The organism is Streptomyces sp. NBRC 110028, assembly GCF_001417735.1.
Taxonomy (GTDB): Bacteria; Actinomycetota; Actinomycetes; order Streptomycetales; family Streptomycetaceae; genus Streptomyces.
Genome location: NZ_BBUZ01000027.1, coordinates 228,404 through 244,633 on the forward strand (window position 1 = coordinate 228,404; position 16,230 = coordinate 244,633).

Below are 16,230 nucleotides of genomic sequence, written 5' to 3' on the forward strand. Positions count from 1 at the left end.
TGATGTCAGGCGATGGCTGACAACCATGCATACGGATCCTTCACTTCCGTCGCTCAAACATCCCGCCGTTTTTTACCCGCTCTTGGGTGGACGCGTCGTGACCTGTGCGGTCGCTACGATCCCGTTGTGGCCCTCTTCACGATCGAGCGTTCCTCGCCCCATCCCGTCGACGAGACATGGCGGCGGCTGACCCGGTGGCAGCGGCACGGCGCGTACGTGCCGTTGAGCGACATCGCGGTGCGGCCCGGGGGGCCGACGCGGGTCGGGTCGGTGGTGGTGGCACGCACCGGGCTGGGACGGGCCGGGTTCGACGACCCCATGGAGGTGGTGCGCTGGGAGCCACCGGGCGGCGGACGGCCGGGGCTCTGCAGGCTGGAGAAGCGCGGCTCGGTGGTGCTGGGCTGGGCCGAGATCGAGGTATGGCCCAGCGGGCAGCGGTCGCGGGTGGTGTGGCGGGAAGAGGCGCGGGTCGCGCGGCTGCCGCGGGTGTTCGACGCGCCGACGGCCTGGGCCGGGCGGCTGGTCTTCGGCCGGGTGCTGCGCGGACTGCTGGAGGAGTAGCTTCGCCGGCCGGTCGGCTACTGGGGACCGTCGGCGAAGGCGTCCGCGTGGATGTGGGGCAGTGGGGTGGCGGCCACCTGGTACCGCCCGTTGGGCACCCGGCTCGACTTGGTGACGTGGACGGTGAGCGGGCCCGCCCACTCGTACCCCTGCTTCTCCGCGTGCCGCATGAGGCTGTCCGTGAGCGTCTGGCCCGCCTGCTTGCCGTGCCGGGACAGCTCCTCGTACACCTCGTCGGACAGCTCGACGTCGTAGGCGTTGGGCACGAGTACCCGACGGGAACTGCACACCACCGCCTGGCTGTCGCATTCCTGCCGCAGGGCTCCGAGCAGTTCCACCGGCTCGCTGGGAAACATCTTGGAGAGCAGTGCGTCTTCGAAGCGCTCTATCGCTCGTTCGATCCGGGTCAGCGTGTCCATGAGCACGCGGGTGCCCGAAAAGCAGCGGATGTATGTGCGCGACTACGGTCGGCACATACATCCGCGCCCTGGGTGAACATGGGGGACGTGCTCAGCCGGCGGCGCGGCTGAGCAGCGTCTTGACTCCGGTGGCCGTGAGTGTGACGGCTTCCGGGGCACCCGCGTCGATGGTCAGCGAAAGCTCCTCGGAGGGCCAGCCCTGAGCCAGCGCCCCCAGCGGCACCTGGTGGTAGCGCTCGATCTGCGGCAGCGCCTGGTGCATGCGCTCCGGAGTGGTGAAGACCGGCACCAGCTGAGCGCCGTCCTCCTGCTGGAACACCGGCAGGGTCACCGCCTGCGGATCGGTGTTGTCGGCACTCTCGGCGGCGGGAAGCAGCACCTCGCTGTCGGCGAGAGTGTTCAGCGCGGACTCGTCCGCACGGTCGGCGGCCAGCTCGCCGAGGGCGTGCTGGGTGGCGGTAACGGCGTTGTCGTCGGGAAGAGCAGTCATGATTCCGTCCAAGTTCGGGATATGCGAGTGGCCATGCCCGGGAGCGGGCGTCCTGGCCACGGCTGGCTCGAATACCCGGTTGTACGGCGCTCACACGTCCCATGGCGGAGTGTTTTCGTTTTCTGCCCGGCTGCCGCCGAGGGGACCGCTGAGGTGCAGGTCAGGTGGCGCGGTACGCCTTGTAGTTCCGGAAGAGCAGATAGGTGTCGAGGATGTCGGAGGACGCGCTCTCGACCGATCGGTAGATGCCCCACTTGGGCCGCTGGTAGTCGCCCTGGTCCGGCATCTTCACGTTGGACATGCTGCCCTGCACCGCGACCGGGGCGCCGGAACCGGTGCCGTTCCGGGCCGTGAACGTGGCCTTTCCGCTGGACCCGATGGTCAGCTTCCACTCGATGGTGATCCACTTGTTGCGCAGCGGCGAGAGGTCGGTCGAGGCGATGTCCGGTGAGCCGGAGTTGGCGTAGGCCCGGGCGCGCAGCGTCTCCTTGCTGCCGCTGCGGCCGAGGTCCAGCGTGAGGTACGGACCGCCGTTGTCGACCGGTGTCTTCGTCTGGAAGATGTGCGTGAACTTGCTGGTGCCGTGCAGCGAGGACGGCATGTACATCTCGTACGAGAGGGTCCAGGTCTCCCCGTCCCGCATCTTCAGCTTCGTGCCGTCCTGCACCATGCCCCTGGACTCGGTGCGCTGACGGTCGCCGCCGCCGGTGGTGTCCCGGTCGTCCTTCCAGATGTTGAAGCGGTAGTGGTCGCCGCCTTCGACCACGACATAGTCCCGGTCGGGGTGCGCGTTGCCGCGGTCGGCCTCGATGCCCTCGAAGGCCTTGAGCCCGACGCCGGACGGGCTGGGGTTCCAGAGCAGTTGCGGCGCGAGGGCGGCCGCCGCGGCCGGGGAGGCGCCCGACGTCAGCTGCCCGAGGAGGGGCACACCGACGGCCGTGGCGGTCATGGAGCCGAGTAACATCCGACGACTGAAACCGCGCGGAGTAGAGCCTTCTGTCATGTCGGGTCCCTGTGGAGGAGGTGTGGGGGCTGCGAAGCGTTGATCCCGCACGGATGTGCGGGTGTGGCGCGTACATACGATGGACTGGACCATTGGGGACGTCAAGGCTCGCGACGCGGCTATTCATCCCATGTCTGCTCAACGAGATCGGCGGCCGCTCCCGGGAGGGGAGCGACCGCCGAGGTGGGAAGTGCGCTGTGCCGACGAAGAACTGAGGGGGTGTCAGATCGTGGCTGCGTCGATGACGAACCGGTAGCGGACATCGCTGGAGAGCACCCGCTCGAACGCGGTGTTGATCTCCTCCGCGCGGATGGTCTCGATCTCGGCGCCCACCCCGTGCTCGGCGCAGAAGTCGAGCATCTCCTGCGTCTCGGCGATGCCGCCGATGAACGAACCGGCGAGGGTCCGGCGGCCCATGACAACGGAGAAGAGGTTGAGCGAGATGGGCTCCTCCGGGAGACCCACGTTCACCAGCGCGCCGTCCGTCTTGAGCAGCTTCAGGTACGCGCCGAAGTCCAGCGGCGCGGACACCGTGGACAGGATGACGTCGAAGGACTCGGCCAGCTCCTCGAAGGTGCTCGGGTCGCTGGTCGCGTAGTAGTGGTCCGCGCCGAGCCGCAGCCCGTCGTCCTTCTTGCGCAGCGACTGGCTGAGCACGGTGACCTCCGCGCCCATCGCGTGGGCGAGCTTGACGGCCACGTGGCCGAGGCCGCCCATGCCGAGGACGGCGACCTTGCTGCCCGGCCCGGTCTTCCAGTGGCGCAGCGGGGAGTACGTGGTGATGCCCGCGCACAGCAGCGGGGCGGCCACGTCCAGCGGCAGCGCTTCGGGTACGCGCACGACGTAGTTCTCGTCGACGACGATGCCGGTGGAGTAGCCGCCGTAGGTGGTCTCGCCGTACTTGTCGGTGGCGGCGTACGTGGCGGTGTGGCCCTCGGCGCAGTACTGCTCCAGGCCCTTGCGGCAGTTCTCGCAAGTACGGCAGGAGTCCACGAAGCAGCCGACGCCGACCCGGTCGCCGACGGCGTACTTGGTGACACCGGATCCGACCTCGGTGACGACACCGGCGATCTCATGGCCCGGCACCAGCGGGAACGGCACCTCGCTCCAGCCCTCGCGGACCTGGTGGATGTCCGAGTGGCAGATGCCCGAGTACTTGATGTCGATCACCACGTCGAACTCGCCGGCCGGGCGGCGCTCGATCGAGATGCGCTCCAGCGGGGCCTTGGGGGCAGGTGCGGCGTAGGCGGCAACGGTACTCATATGGCGATTCACTCCTTGCAGGTGGTTCCGCGTCCGGCCGCCTTTGAATCCATGGCCGGACACGATGGCAAGGGTGCCAAGGTGAGGCAGGAGTGGCCAAAAATGGATCAACCTGCGAGGATGGTGGCTAGTGGGGGAGATGGGCCCCGTGCGGGCCGCCGGTGGCGTCGGCGACCCGCCCGAGACGCGGGGAAACGCCCCCGGTCACACGGCTTGGCGCGGGCTCGTGTCCATCGGATCGGTGGCGTCGGTCGCGGTGTTCAGATCGCGGTTCAGGGTTTCCGGGGTCATCCGGGTCGTGATGAGACTCACCGCCGCGACCACCGTCATGTAGACCGCGACCGGTATCCAGGAGCCGGTGAACGCGGTGAGCAGCGCGCTGCAGATCAGCGGGGCGACGCCACCGCCGATCACCGAGGAGAACTCCCGGCCCAGGGCGACCCCGGCGTAGCGGTAGCGGTTTCCGAACAACTCGGGGAAGTAGCTCATGTGCACGCCGACCAGGCCCTGGCAGGCCAGGATGAAACCGACCGCGATCGCCACCGCGATGGCCACCTGCGAGCCGGAGTTCAGCGCGATGAACGTCGGGGCGGGCAGCAGCACCATGGCGGTGAGGATCAGCGAGCACACCGGGCGCCGTCCCAGACGGTCCGAGAGGGCGCCGAACGCGAAGGCCGCCACGCCGCCGCACAGCGAGCCGAGCAGCAGCACCTCGGGCACGAGGTTCTTGTCGACGCCCACGCTGGAGACCAGGTAGGACGCCATGAACACCTGGTAGGTGTACGACTGGGTGCTGACCCCGAAGTTCATCAGGATCACCAGGAGCAGCGGCTTGCGGCCGTGCCGGAAGACCTCCTTGACCGGTGAGGCGGGCCGCTCGTGCTGCGCCTTCAGCTCCTTGAAGACCGGGCTCTCGTTCAGCTTGCGGCGCATGATCATGGCGGCCACGGTCACCAGGAGGCTGCTGGCGAAGACCACCCGCCAGCCCCAGGACATCAGGGCGTCTTCGGGCAGTCGCTGGGCGAGCATCCAGGCCACCGCGCCCAGCGCGGTACCGAGCGCCGCCCCCGTCATGACCAGGGACGACAGCCTGCCGCGCCGCCCCGGCGCGGCCGTCTCGGTGAGCAACGTGGCGCCTCCGGCCTGCTCGGCGCCCGCGCCGAAGCCCTGCGCCATGCGGCAGATCAGCAGCAGGATCGGGGCGAGGATGCCCACCGCCCCGTACGTCGGGAGCAGGCCGATGGCGAGGGTGGAGCCGCCCATCAGCAGCAGGGTCGCGATCAGCACCCACTTGCGGCCCAGGCGGTCCCCGAAACGGGAGAAGAAGAGCCCGCCCAGCGGCCGGGCGGCGAAGCCGACCGCATAGGTGCTGAAGCTGGCGAGGATGCCCACCGATGGCGACACATTGGGGAAGAACAGATCGCTGAAGATCAGCGCCGATGCGGTGCCGTAGATGACGAAGTCGTACTGTTCGAGCGCGGTACCGACCAGACCGGCCCAGGCCGCGCGGCGTACCGCCCGGGGGTCGGTGGGCGGCTCGCCGGGCGGGGCGGTGGCGGGTGGCGGGGGAGTGGTGGTGTTGCTCTCCATGATCCATGCCTCCTTGAACGGATCGGTTCCGGAGCGGAATCGGGCAGGGCGAAGCAGGGGAGTGGCGGGGAGGGAAGAAAGGAGTGGGGAGGGGGACGGGTTCTTATCGGGGCCCGCAGGCGTCGGCCGCCGCCGCGCCGGGGCCGTGCCGGACGATGATGTCGATGAGTTCGGCGATCCGGGCGGTGAAGGCCGGGTGGTCCGTCAGGCCGTCGCCGAGCAGCCCGCTTTCCAGGACGGCCTCGACGTACGCGGTACGCGGCGCGGCGGGTGCCCGCCGGGCGAGGTCGGCGAGCGGTTCGCGGGCCGGATCGGCCATCGCGGCCGCCTGGGGCCCGGGGGAGAAGCCGGAGGGCGGCGCCACGCAGCACAGATAGGCGGCCACGGTCAGCGCCAGGTGGTGGGGCATCCGCCCGGCCCGCAGATGGAGCAGGGCGGGCTCCGGCACGCGCTGGCGGAGCTTGACCGAGCCGTCCGAGCCGACCTGCCGGGTGCGGTGGCCCAGCGCGGTGTTGGCCCAGCGGTCGAACAACTGCCTTGTGTAGTCCTCCAGTTGGATGTCGGCGGGCACGGTGAGGCTCGGCAGGTAGTCGTCGTGGAGCACATGGCGCGCGGCCTCGGCGATGAACGGCCGGGCGATGGCGTCCGGGATGGTCTCCCGCCCGTCCAGCGCGCCGAGATAGGCGATGAGTGAATGGGTGCCGTTGAGCAGCCGCAGCTTCAGCAACTCGTACGGTTCCACATCGTCGGTGAACAGTGCCCCGCCGTGTTCCCAGCGCGGACGGCCCGCGGCGAAGCGGTCCTCCATGACCCACATGGAGAAGGGTTCGGCCGGTACGGGCACCGCGTCCCGCACCCCGAGGCGGTCGGCGACCGCTTCACGGTAGACATCGGTGGTGGCGGGCACGATCCGGTCGACCATGGAGCCGGGGAACGTCACCGCACGCGTCAGCCACGGCAGCAGCTCCTCGCGCTCCGCCGCCGGAAGCGCCTCGGCGAACTCGTGCACCAGCCGCCGCGTCTGGGAGCCGTTGCCCACCAGGTTGTCGCAGCTGAGCACCGTCAGCGGCCGGGCGTGGGTGCGTACGCGGCGCTGCAGCCCGCGCACGATCCGCCCGATGGTGGTCCGGGGCGGGGCGTCACCGCGCAGATCGGCCCGTACCGCGGGGGAGTCCAGGTCGAGTCCGTGGGTGCGCGGGGAGAAGGTGTAGCCGTGTTCGGTGACCGTGAGGGTGACGATGGCGGTGCCGGGCGCCGCCAGCGCGTCCAGGACCTCGTCCGGCTGCTCCGCGGCCACCAGTGCCCCGGTGTGCACCGCGGGCACGGTGACCCGGGTGCCGGAGGGGGAGATCTCCACCACCGCGTAGCGCAGTTGCTGCTCGCGCAGCGCCCGGACCACCGTGGCCGAGCGCCCGGCGACCCCGAGAATGCCCCAGGGGCCCTCGGTGTGGTCCAGCGCGGCGGCGGTGTGCACGGCCTGATGGGCGCGGTGGAAGTTGCCGAGCCCCAGATGCACGATGCCGGTCTCGGCGGGCGGCCGCGCCGGGGTGAGCACGGACGCGGCGGTGGTGGTGTGGTTCAGGCGCGGCAGTGGCGTCGGGGCGGTGGGCGGGGCGGTCATGGGGGTCCCGGTCATGGGGGAAGTCCTCACCAATCCGTCATCGAGCCGTCGAGCCGTCGCGCGACGGGCAGGTAGGCGGGTTCGTACGGGAAGCCGGCGGCGAGCGGTTCGTCCACCTCGACTCCGAGGCCGGGCCGGTCGCCGGGGTGCAGATGTCCGTCGGCGTAGGACCACGCGTGCCGGAACACCTCGTGCACGACCGGCTCGTAGCCCATGTACTCCTGGATGGCGAAGTTCGGTGTGGCCAGGCCCACGTGCAGCGACGCGGCCAGCGCCACCGGGGACACGTCCGAGGGGCCGTGCGGGCCGAGCCGTATCTGCCAGATCTCGGCGAGGGCCGCGATCCGCCGCAGATGGCTGATCCCGCCCGCGTGGCTCACACAGGTCCGTACGAAGTCGATCAGCTGTTCGGTGATCAGTGACTGGCATTCCCAGACCGTGTTGAACACCTCGCCGATCGCCAGCGGCACGGTGGTGTGCTGCCGCACATGCCGCAGGACCTGCTGGTTCTCCGCGGGGGTGACATCCTCCAGCCAGAACAGGTCCGCCTCTTCCAGCGCGCGGCCGAGCCGGGCGGCCTGGCCGGGGGTGAGGCGGTGGTGCACATCGTGCAGCACCTTCAGCTCGGGCCCCACATGCTCCCGCACCGCGCCGAGGACCTTCGGCGCGTGCCGGAGGTAGGCGTCGGCGTCCCACACCTCCTCCACCGGGGCGGCGCCCCGGCCGGCCGGCTCGTACCCCCGGCCGCTGCGGCTCACCCCGTACACGGTGTCCAGGCCGGGGACACCGCTCTGCGCCCGCACCGCGCGGAACCCCTCCGCACGCCGGGCGTCGACCGAGTCCAGCAGCTGCGGGACGTCCCAGCCGGTGGCATGGGTGTAGGTGAGGATCCGGTCACGGACCGCGCCGCCCAGCAGCTGGTAGACGGGCTGGCCGGTGGTCTTGCCCTTGATGTCCCACAGCGCCATGTCCACCGCTCCGATGGACGTCATGGTCACCGGGCCGCGCCGCCAGTAGACCCCGCGGTAGAGGTACTGCCAGGTGTCCTCGATCCGCGCCGGGTCGCGGCCGATCAGCAGCGGCGCCACATGGTCCCGCAGATACGAGGCCACGGCCAGCTCACGGCCGTTGAGCGTGGCGTCGCCCCAGCCGACGAGGCCTTCGGCGGTGGTGATCTTGAGGGTGACGAAGTTACGGCCGGGGCTGGTCACCAGCACCTCGGCGCCTGTGATGGTGTCCTGTCGGGGCGTCGCGCTCATCGGGCCACCGCCACCACGTGGTGCAGCGGCTCGCCCGCGGCCAGCCGGCCGATGTTGGCGGCGATGTCGGCGGCGCGGCCGATGAAGGTCTGGCGGGTGAGGCCGGAGGAATGCGGTGTCATCAGCACGTTGTCCAGCGTCTCGAAGGGATGCTTGCTCGGGGCGCCGGTGTGTCCGTTCGTCGGGTACCGGTACCAGACGTCGAGCGCGGCGGCCCCGATGGTGTGCGCGCGCAAGCTCCGGTACAGCGCGTCCTCGTCCACGACGGGACCGCGTCCGACATGGACCAGCACCGAGGACGGGCCCATCCGGGACAGCTCGGCCTCGCCGATGAGCCCGGTGGTCTCCGGGGTGAGCGGCGCCGACACCACGACCACGTCGGAGGCGTCCAGCAGCGCGCCGAGGTCGTCGTTGGCCCCGGCCCACACCAGCCCCTCGGCCGCCGCGTCCACCTCTCCGCGCCGGGTGACCGCCACCCCGCGCGCGCCGAAGGCCCGGAACCGCTGCCAGCAGCGGGCACCGATGTGGCCGAAGCCGACGAAGCCGACGGTGGCCGCGGACAGCGAGTCCATCCAGGGGGAGCGCGGATCGTGTGCGGGGGAGTCCCACACCGCGTGGCGCAGCGCCCGGTGCTGGCGCAGAAAGCCGCGGCGCAGCAGGATCGCGGACGATACGGCGTACTCGGCGATCGAGTCCTCGTGGTGGAAGGTGTTGGCCACCTGGGTGCCGGGCGGCAGCGCCGTCAGGTCGATCTTGTCCGTCCCCGCACCGGCCGTGTGGACCAGCCGCAGCCGGGTGGCGAGGGCGGCCGTCCGGGCGGTGCACTGCCCCGCCACCAGCACCTCCGCGTGGCCCACCACGGCCTCGACCGCCTCCGCGTCCCGGGGGTCGGGCCAGTGGGTGACCGTACCCGCCGGAAGGGCGGCCTCGAACGCGTCGCGCAGCGGACGCAGATTGGCGTCGGCGACCACCACGGTCAGCGGCTCGGCCGTCATGGGGTGTCCTTCCCCGCCGCCACCGCGGCCCTCTCCGGGAGGGAGTGCGCCGGGCCGGTGGACCCGCGCACGATGAGCTGGGTGGGCAGCCGCAGGGTGCGCGGGGTCTGCCGTTCGCCGCCGAGGATCTGTCCCAGCAGCTCGTGGCCGAGCGCACCGGCCCGGGCCATCGGCACCGCGATGCTGGTCAGGGACGGCTGCGCCACGTCGGCGAACGGGATGTCGTCGACCCCGACGACGCTCAGCCGCTCGGGCACGCTCAGCCCCAGCGCCCGCGCCCCGGCGATCACGCCCAGGGCCATCAGGTCGTTGTGCGCGATCACGGCGGACGCTCCCGATGCCATGACGCTCGCCGCGGCGGCCTTCCCGCCCGCCGCCGTCTCGGCCTGCCAGCCCAACAACTCCAGCTCCAGCCCGGCCCGTTCGGTCTCGGCGCGGATCAGCGCGACCCGGTGGGAGTTGGACCAGGAGCGCTGCATGCCCTGGACGTAGGCGATCCGCCGGTGGCCGAGCGCGGCCAGGTATTCCACGGCCTGGCGCAGCCCGTGGGCGGCGTCGGCGATCACGCAGTCGGCGCCGGCCGTCTCACGGTTGACCAGGACGACGGGTGTCCGTCCGCACAGGTCGAGGACTTCGTCCGCGTCCAGCCGGGGCGAGCACACGATCAGGCCGTCGACCTGCCCCGTCAGGTGCGCGATCACCTCGCGCTCACGGCCCGGGTCGAGATCGGTGTCGGCGAGGACGACGGTCTGCCGGCGGCGCCAGCCCTCGCCCTGCGCGGCCTTCACGAACGATCCGAAGACGGGGTTGGCGATGTCGGGGACGACGACGGCGACGGTGGCGGTCTCCGCGCCGGTGGGGGCCTCGGCGGCACGGGCCACTGGCGGTTCGTATCCCAGCTCTTGTGCAACCGTCAGCACCTTGCGCAAGGTCCGCGGTCCGAGCCGGTCCGGGTTGCTGAAGGCCCGGGAGGCCGTGGAGAGCGCCACATTGGCGCTTTTGGCGACGTCGGTGAGGGTGGGGGCCATGGCGGCCCGCTACCGGTGGGAGGAGGGGGTGCGGGTGAACGACATAGTGCATGGTGTTCACCACCCGGCAACCTTGTCAACGCTTGCCGAAACATTGGCAAGGCCCCGGTCCGGTGGGCCGAAGCGCACCGGACCGGGGCCGAGAGGCGTGGCCGTCAGCCGAGGTCGACCAGCAGGTCACCGCCCTCCACCTGCTGGATGGCGTTGATGGCCACCCGGGAGACCCGGCCGGACTTCGGCGCGGCGATGGTGGCCTCCATCTTCATCGCCTCGATGGTCGCCACGGTGGCACCCGCCTCGACCTGGTCGCCCTCGGCGACGGTCAGCGTCACCACTCCGGCGAACGGCGCGGCCACATGGCCCGGGTTGCTCTTGTCGGCCTTCTCGGTGGCCGGGATGTCGGAGGCCGCGGAGGTGTCCCGGACCTGGATCGGGCGCAGCTGGCCGTTCAGGGTGGACATCACCGTCCGCATGCCGCGCTCGTCGGCCTCGCCGATGGCCTCCAGCTCGATGAGCAGCCGCACCCCGGGCTCCAGGTCCACGGTGTACTCCTTCCCCGGGCGGATCCCGTAGAAGAAGTCCTTGCTGTCCAGCACGCTGGTGTCGCCGAACGTCTCCCGGTGGGCCTCGAACTCCTTCGTCGGGCCGGGGAACAGCAGCCGGTTCAGGGTCGTGCGGCGGTCGTCGGCGAGCTGCCGCCGGTCCTCGGCGGACAGCTCCTCCGTCGTCGGCCTGGCCTCCGCGCGGCCCTCCAGCGCCTTGGTGCGGAAGGGCTCCGGCCAGCCGCCGGGCGGGCTGCCCAGCTCGCCGCGCAGGAAGCCGATGACCGAGTCCGGGATGTCGAACTTGTTGGGCTCGGCCTTGAAGTCCTCCGGCGACACCCCGGCCCCCACCAGGTGCAGCGCGAGGTCGCCGACGACCTTGGAGGAGGGGGTGACCTTCACCAGGTGGCCGAGCATGCGGTCGGCGGCGGCGTACATCGCCTCGATGTCCTCGAAGCGGTCGCCGAGGCCGAGCGCGATGGCCTGGGTGCGCAGGTTGGACAGCTGGCCGCCGGGGATCTCGTGGTGGTAGACGCGCCCGGTCGGCGAGGCGAGACCCGCCTCGAACGGTGCGTAGACCTTGCGCACGCTCTCCCAGTACGGCTCCAGCCCGCCGATCGCCTCCAGGTCGAGGCCGGTGGGCCGGTCGGAGTGGTCGGTGGCGGCCACGATCGCCGACAGCGAGGGCTGTGAGGTGGTGCCCGCCATGGACGCCACCGCCCCGTCCACCGCGTCCGCCCCGGCCTGGATCGCGGCCAGATACGTGGCGAGCTGGCCGCCCGCGGTGTCATGGGTGTGGATGTGCACCGGCAGGTCGAACTCCCGGCGCAGCGCGGACACCAGCTTCGCGGCGGCCGGGGCGCGCAGCAGCCCCGCCATGTCCTTGATGGCCAGCACATGCGCGCCCGCGTCCACGATCTGCTCGGCGAGCCGCAGATAGTAGTCCAGGGTGTACAGCTTCTCCGACGGATCGGACAGATCGCTGGTGTAGCACAGCGCCACTTCGGCGACCGCGCTGCCGGTGCCCCGTACCGCCTCGATGGCGGGGCGCATCTGCCCGATGTCGTTGAGCGCGTCGAAGATCCGGAAGATGTCGATGCCGGTGGCGGTGGCCTCCTGTACGAAGGCGTCCGTGACCTCGGTCGGGTACGGGGTGTACCCGACGGTGTTGCGGCCGCGCAGCAGCATCTGCAGACAGATGTTGGGCACCGCCTCGCGCAGCGCGGCCAGCCGCTCCCAGGGGTCCTCGGCGAGGAACCGCAGTGCCACGTCGTAGGTGGCGCCGCCCCAGCACTCCAGCGACAGCAGTTCCGGCACGGTGTGCGCCACCGCCGGGGCCACCGCGAGGAGGTCCTTGGTGCGCACGCGGGTGGCCAGCAGCGACTGGTGTGCGTCCCGGAAGGTGGTGTCGGTGACCCCGATCCGCGGCGACTCGCGCAGCCACCGTGCGAAACCCTCCGGGCCCAGCTCGGTGAGGGTCTGCTTGGACCCGGCGGGCGGCGCCCCGTCGGGCACCGGCGGCAGCTTCCCGGCCGCGTCGATCAGTTGGGGCCGCGGGCCGTGCGGCTTGTTGACCGTGACGTCGGCGAGATAGGTGAGCAGCTTGGTGCCGCGGTCGGCGGAGTGGCGCGCGGTCAGCAGATGCGGCCGCTGCTCGATGAACGAGGTGGTGACCCTGCCGGCCTGGAAGTCCGGATCGTCCAGCACGGCCTGGAGGAACGGAACGTTGGTGGACACCCCGCGGATACGGAACTCCGCCACCGCCCGCCGGGCCCGCCCGATGGCATGGCTGAAGTCGCGGCCCCGGCAGGTCAGCTTCACCAGCATCGAGTCGAAGTGGGCGCTGATCTCGGCGCCGGCGTGGGTGGTGCCGCCGTCGAGGCGGATGCCCGAGCCGCCCGGCGAGCGGTAGGCGCTGATCATGCCGATGTCCGGGCGGAAGCCGTTGGCCGGGTCCTCGGTGGTGATCCGGCACTGCAGGGCGGCGCCACGCAGATAGACGGTGTCCTGCGACAGGCCGAGGCCGGGCAGGGTCTCCCCGCTCGCGATCCGCATCTGCGACTGGACGAGGTCGACATCGGTGATCTCCTCGGTCACCGTGTGCTCGACCTGGATCCGCGGGTTCATCTCGATGAAGACATGGTTGCCGTCGCGGTCCAGCAGGAATTCCACGGTGCCCGCGTTGCGGTAGCCGATCTGCCGGGCGAACTTCACCGCGTCCCCGCAGATGCGTGCCCGCAGTTCCGGGCCGAGGTGTGGCGCGGGCGCCATCTCGATGACCTTCTGGTGGCGGCGCTGCAGCGAACAGTCCCGTTCGAACAGGTGCATGACATTACCCTCGGCGTCGGCGAGGATCTGCACCTCGATATGGCGGGGCTCGACGACCGCCTTCTCCAGGAAGACCGTCGGGTCCCCGAACGCCGACTCGGCCTCGCGGGCCGCCGCCTCGATCGACTCGCGCAGCAGCCGGGGCTCCTCGACCCGCCGCATCCCGCGCCCGCCACCGCCCGCGACGGCCTTGACGAACACCGGGAAGCCCAGCTCTTCCGCCGCCCGCACCAGCTCGTCCACATCCGAGGAGGGTTCCGAGGAGCCGAGCACCGGCACCCCCGCCGCCCGGGCCGCGGCCACCGCCCGCGCCTTGTTGCCGGTCAGCTCCAGGATGTCCGCGCTCGGGCCGATGAAGGTGATCCCCGCCTCCTCGCACGCCCGTGCGAGGTCGGGGTTCTCGGACAGGAACCCGTAGCCGGGGTACACGGCGTCGGCACCGGCCTGCCGCGCCGCGCGGACGATCTCCTCCACGGACAGATAGGCCCGCACGGGATGGCCCGGCTCACCGATCTCATACGCCTCATCGGCCTTGAGCCGGTGCAGCGAGTTGCGGTCCTCGTGGGGGAACACCGCGACGGTTCTCGCCCCCAGTTCATAGCCGGCGCGGAACGCCCGAATGGCGATTTCTCCACGGTTGGCGACCAGCACCTTGCGGAACATGTCCCATCCCTTCCTACTGCCCGGTACGAACACAGCCTGCTCGCGACACTACTGCTGCCCCGCACGCCGGAGGGCACCCTTGTGATCCAGTTCGCACCTCGGGCATGGTGCCCAGGGGACCGAACGGCGTTCCCCGGAAAGTCCGCAGGCCGCTCCGAGGAGGACCATCGTGAGTGCCCCGTCGTCCGCGCCCCACCAGGCCCCGCCGTACCCCCGGCAGCGCGCCAACTACGTCGACCCCCCGCCCGCACTCGTCACCGGGCCCGCCGTCAGCCCGCTCCGCTTCGTCGGCGGCAGTACGGGATGGCTCGTCACCGGATACCACGAGGCCCGCGAGGTGCTGCGGGACCCGCGCTTCAGCGCCGAGCGGTGGCGCGGTGACGACACGGTGCGGCCCATCTCGCAGACCGTCCGGGAGAACCACGGCAACGGTCCGGGGTCGTTTCTGGCCATGGACGCTCCCGAACACAGTCACTATCGCGGGTTACTCACCCGCTACTTCACGGTACGGCGGATGCGCGCCCTCGAACCCCGGATCGACGGCATCGTCACCGATTGCCTCGACGCCCTTCAGGCCGCGGGGAAACCGGCCGACCTGGTGGAACACTTCGCGCTGCCGGTCCCCTCGCTGGTGATCTGCGAAATGCTCGGCGTGCCCTACGCGGAGCGCGCGACATTCCAGCGGGCCAGCGCGCAGATCCTGGTCCAGGACCAGACGGGCGGCCAGTTCGACCAGGGGATGCGTACGATCACCGGATTCCTCGGCGAACTGACCGCCGGCAAGCGGCGCGCTCCCCGGGACGACCTGATCTCGTATCTCACCTCCGTCGGCGAGCTGTCCGACGTCGAGATCGTCAACATGGCGGCGCTGCTGCTCGTCGCGGGCCATGAGACCACCACCAACATGCTCTCCCTCGGCACCTTCACCCTGCTGCGGAACCCCGAGCAGATGCGACGGCTGCGCGAGGACGACGCGCTGGTGCCCGGCGCGGTCGAGGAACTGCTGCGCTATCTGAGCATTGTCAACGCCTTCCCGGTCCGGATCGCGCTGGAGGACGTCGAGGTCGGTGGCGTCACCATCACGGCGGGCCAGAGCGTGGCGGTCTCCGTCCCGGCCGCGAACCGGGACCCCGCCCTGGTGGACGAGCCCCACACGCTCGACGTCGCCCGCCCCCGCAGCAGCCACCTCGCGTTCGGATACGGCATCCATCAGTGCCTCGGCCAGAACCTGGCCCGGATCGAGTTGGCGGCGGGCTACCGCGGACTGCTCGGCCGGTTCCCGGACCTCGCGCTCGCGGTGGCGCCGGAGGAGGTGCCGATGCGCAGCGACATGGTCATCTACGGTGCCCATGAACTGCCCGTCACCTGGTGAACACCTGGCGCCCGGCCACGCTTGACAAATGTTCTTGCCGTACCGGCACATAGGGTCCATGGCAGATCAGGACATTCCCGGGGTGCTGAGCGCCGTCGGCCCGCGGCTGCGGGCGCTGCGGCGGGAGCGCGGGGCCACCCTGGCCCAGCTGAGCGAGACCACCGGGATCTCGCTCTCCACCCTCTCGCGGCTGGAGTCGGGGCAGCGCAAGCCCTCGTTGGAACTGCTGCTGCCCCTGGCCAAGGCCCACGGCGTCCAGCTGGACGAGCTGGTCGGCGCGCCGCCCACCGGCGACCCCCGCATCTATCCGCGCCCCTTCACCCGGCACGGGCAGACGTTCGTGCCGCTGACGCGCTATCTCGGTGGGCTGCACGCCTACAAGCAGGTCCTGCCCGGCCGGGCGCCGGACGCCGACGCCCGGCCTTCGCAGGCGGTGCACGAGGGCTACGAATGGCTGTACGTGCTCTCGGGCAAGCTGCGCCTCGCCCTCGGCGAGCACGATCTGACGCTCACCGCGGGCGAGGCGGCCGAGTTCGACACCCGTACGCCCCACGGCTTCGCCAGTGCGAGCGCACAGCCCGTCGAATTCCTCAGCCTCTTCGGCGCCCAGGGCGAGCGCATGCATGTGCGCGCCCGCCCGTCCGGCGACTGACCCCTTTCCGAGGTCACCCGGCGTAGACGTCCTCCACGAAGCGGCCCTCGGCCATCAGGCCGTCCAGCCAGCGCTGTGCCGCCGCGTCGTCGGCGCCGAGGGTGTGGGCCACGTACACCGACCGGAAGGCCTCCCGCACCCCGGGGGCCATCCGGGCGCCGTCGCCGCACACGTACACCTCGGCGCCCCCCTCCAGCAGCCGCCAGATCTCGTCGGCGTCGGCGGCGACGCGGTGCTGGACGAAGCGATGGCCGTCGACGGGAGCCCGGCTGAACGCCGGGCGCAGGGACACTGCGCCGGCGGCCTCGGCGGCGCGCAGATGTCCCGGCAGACCGGCCAGACCGTGGACGGCGTCAACTACCACCTCACCCGGCTCTTCCGGCGTTGGGGCGTCGGCAACCGCGCGGAGCCGGTGGCCCGGGCGTAAGTGCTCGGCGTACCGGC

Annotated in this window: 13 protein-coding genes and 1 pseudogene; 3 read left to right on the forward strand and 11 right to left on the reverse strand. The window is 71.2% G+C overall.

Annotation, left to right across the window (positions count from 1 at the left end; genetic code table 11):
• Positions 1–126: 126 nt before the first annotated feature.
• On the forward strand, positions 127–561 hold the full coding sequence (locus ASC60_RS18225) for a hypothetical protein (protein WP_055552161.1): 435 nt from the start codon (positions 127–129) through the stop codon (positions 559–561).
• A 17-nt stretch (positions 562–578) separates the two neighbouring features.
• Here the strand turns inward: ASC60_RS18225 and ASC60_RS18230 are convergent, their stop codons facing one another.
• From ASC60_RS18230 to ASC60_RS18275, 10 genes are all read right to left on the reverse strand, one after another.
• The gene (locus ASC60_RS18230; protein ID WP_055552166.1) at positions 579–980 is read right to left on the reverse strand and encodes a DUF3662 domain-containing protein; all 402 of its coding nucleotides are present in this window, start codon (positions 978–980) and stop codon (positions 579–581) included.
• A gap of 91 nt (positions 981–1,071) precedes the next feature.
• Positions 1,072–1,470: an SseB family protein gene (locus ASC60_RS18235; protein ID WP_055552168.1), complete on the reverse strand. Its 399-nt coding sequence runs from the start codon at positions 1,468–1,470 to the stop codon at positions 1,072–1,074.
• Between the two features lie 160 nt (positions 1,471–1,630).
• Positions 1,631–2,419 (reverse strand): hypothetical protein, encoded by a 789-nt coding sequence (locus ASC60_RS18240; RefSeq protein WP_234357005.1) that lies wholly within the window; start codon positions 2,417–2,419, stop codon positions 1,631–1,633.
• 276 nt (positions 2,420–2,695) lie between these two features.
• Positions 2,696–3,736 (reverse strand): NAD(P)-dependent alcohol dehydrogenase, encoded by a 1,041-nt coding sequence (locus ASC60_RS18245; protein ID WP_055552170.1) that lies wholly within the window; start codon positions 3,734–3,736, stop codon positions 2,696–2,698.
• A 204-nt stretch (positions 3,737–3,940) separates the two neighbouring features.
• On the reverse strand, positions 3,941–5,326 hold the full coding sequence (locus tag ASC60_RS18250; protein WP_055552172.1) for an MFS transporter: 1,386 nt from the start codon (positions 5,324–5,326) through the stop codon (positions 3,941–3,943).
• A gap of 103 nt (positions 5,327–5,429) precedes the next feature.
• Positions 5,430–6,962 (reverse strand): mannitol dehydrogenase family protein, encoded by a 1,533-nt coding sequence (locus ASC60_RS18255; protein ID WP_234357006.1) that lies wholly within the window; start codon positions 6,960–6,962, stop codon positions 5,430–5,432.
• A gap of 11 nt (positions 6,963–6,973) precedes the next feature.
• Positions 6,974–8,206 carry a D-mannonate dehydratase ManD gene (manD, locus tag ASC60_RS18260; RefSeq protein ID WP_055552173.1) on the reverse strand — a complete coding sequence of 411 codons (1,233 nt, stop codon included), beginning with the start codon at positions 8,204–8,206 and terminating at the stop codon, positions 6,974–6,976.
• Positions 8,203–9,201, reverse strand: coding sequence for a 2-hydroxyacid dehydrogenase (locus ASC60_RS18265; protein ID WP_107097102.1), 999 nt, complete (start codon positions 9,199–9,201; stop codon positions 8,203–8,205). Before ASC60_RS18265 ends, manD begins: the two co-directional genes overlap by 4 nt.
• Positions 9,198–10,229 (reverse strand): LacI family DNA-binding transcriptional regulator, encoded by a 1,032-nt coding sequence (locus ASC60_RS18270; protein WP_055552175.1) that lies wholly within the window; start codon positions 10,227–10,229, stop codon positions 9,198–9,200. Before ASC60_RS18270 ends, ASC60_RS18265 begins: the two co-directional genes overlap by 4 nt.
• A gap of 155 nt (positions 10,230–10,384) precedes the next feature.
• Complete coding sequence (locus tag ASC60_RS18275) at positions 10,385–13,762, reverse strand: pyruvate carboxylase (protein WP_055552177.1); 3,378 nt, start codon at positions 13,760–13,762, stop codon at positions 10,385–10,387.
• Positions 13,763–13,931: 169 nt separating this feature from the next.
• Here ASC60_RS18275 and ASC60_RS18280 point away from each other — a divergent pair, with 169 nt between their 5' ends.
• Complete coding sequence (locus ASC60_RS18280) at positions 13,932–15,134, forward strand: cytochrome P450 (RefSeq protein WP_055552179.1); 1,203 nt, start codon at positions 13,932–13,934, stop codon at positions 15,132–15,134.
• A gap of 58 nt (positions 15,135–15,192) precedes the next feature.
• Complete coding sequence (locus ASC60_RS18285) at positions 15,193–15,786, forward strand: helix-turn-helix domain-containing protein (RefSeq protein WP_055552181.1); 594 nt, start codon at positions 15,193–15,195, stop codon at positions 15,784–15,786.
• A gap of 13 nt (positions 15,787–15,799) precedes the next feature.
• Here ASC60_RS18285 and ASC60_RS18290 read toward each other — a convergent pair.
• Positions 15,800–16,105, reverse strand: a pseudogene (locus ASC60_RS18290) (hypothetical protein); the annotation flags it as partial.
• Positions 16,106–16,230 lie beyond the last annotated feature (125 nt).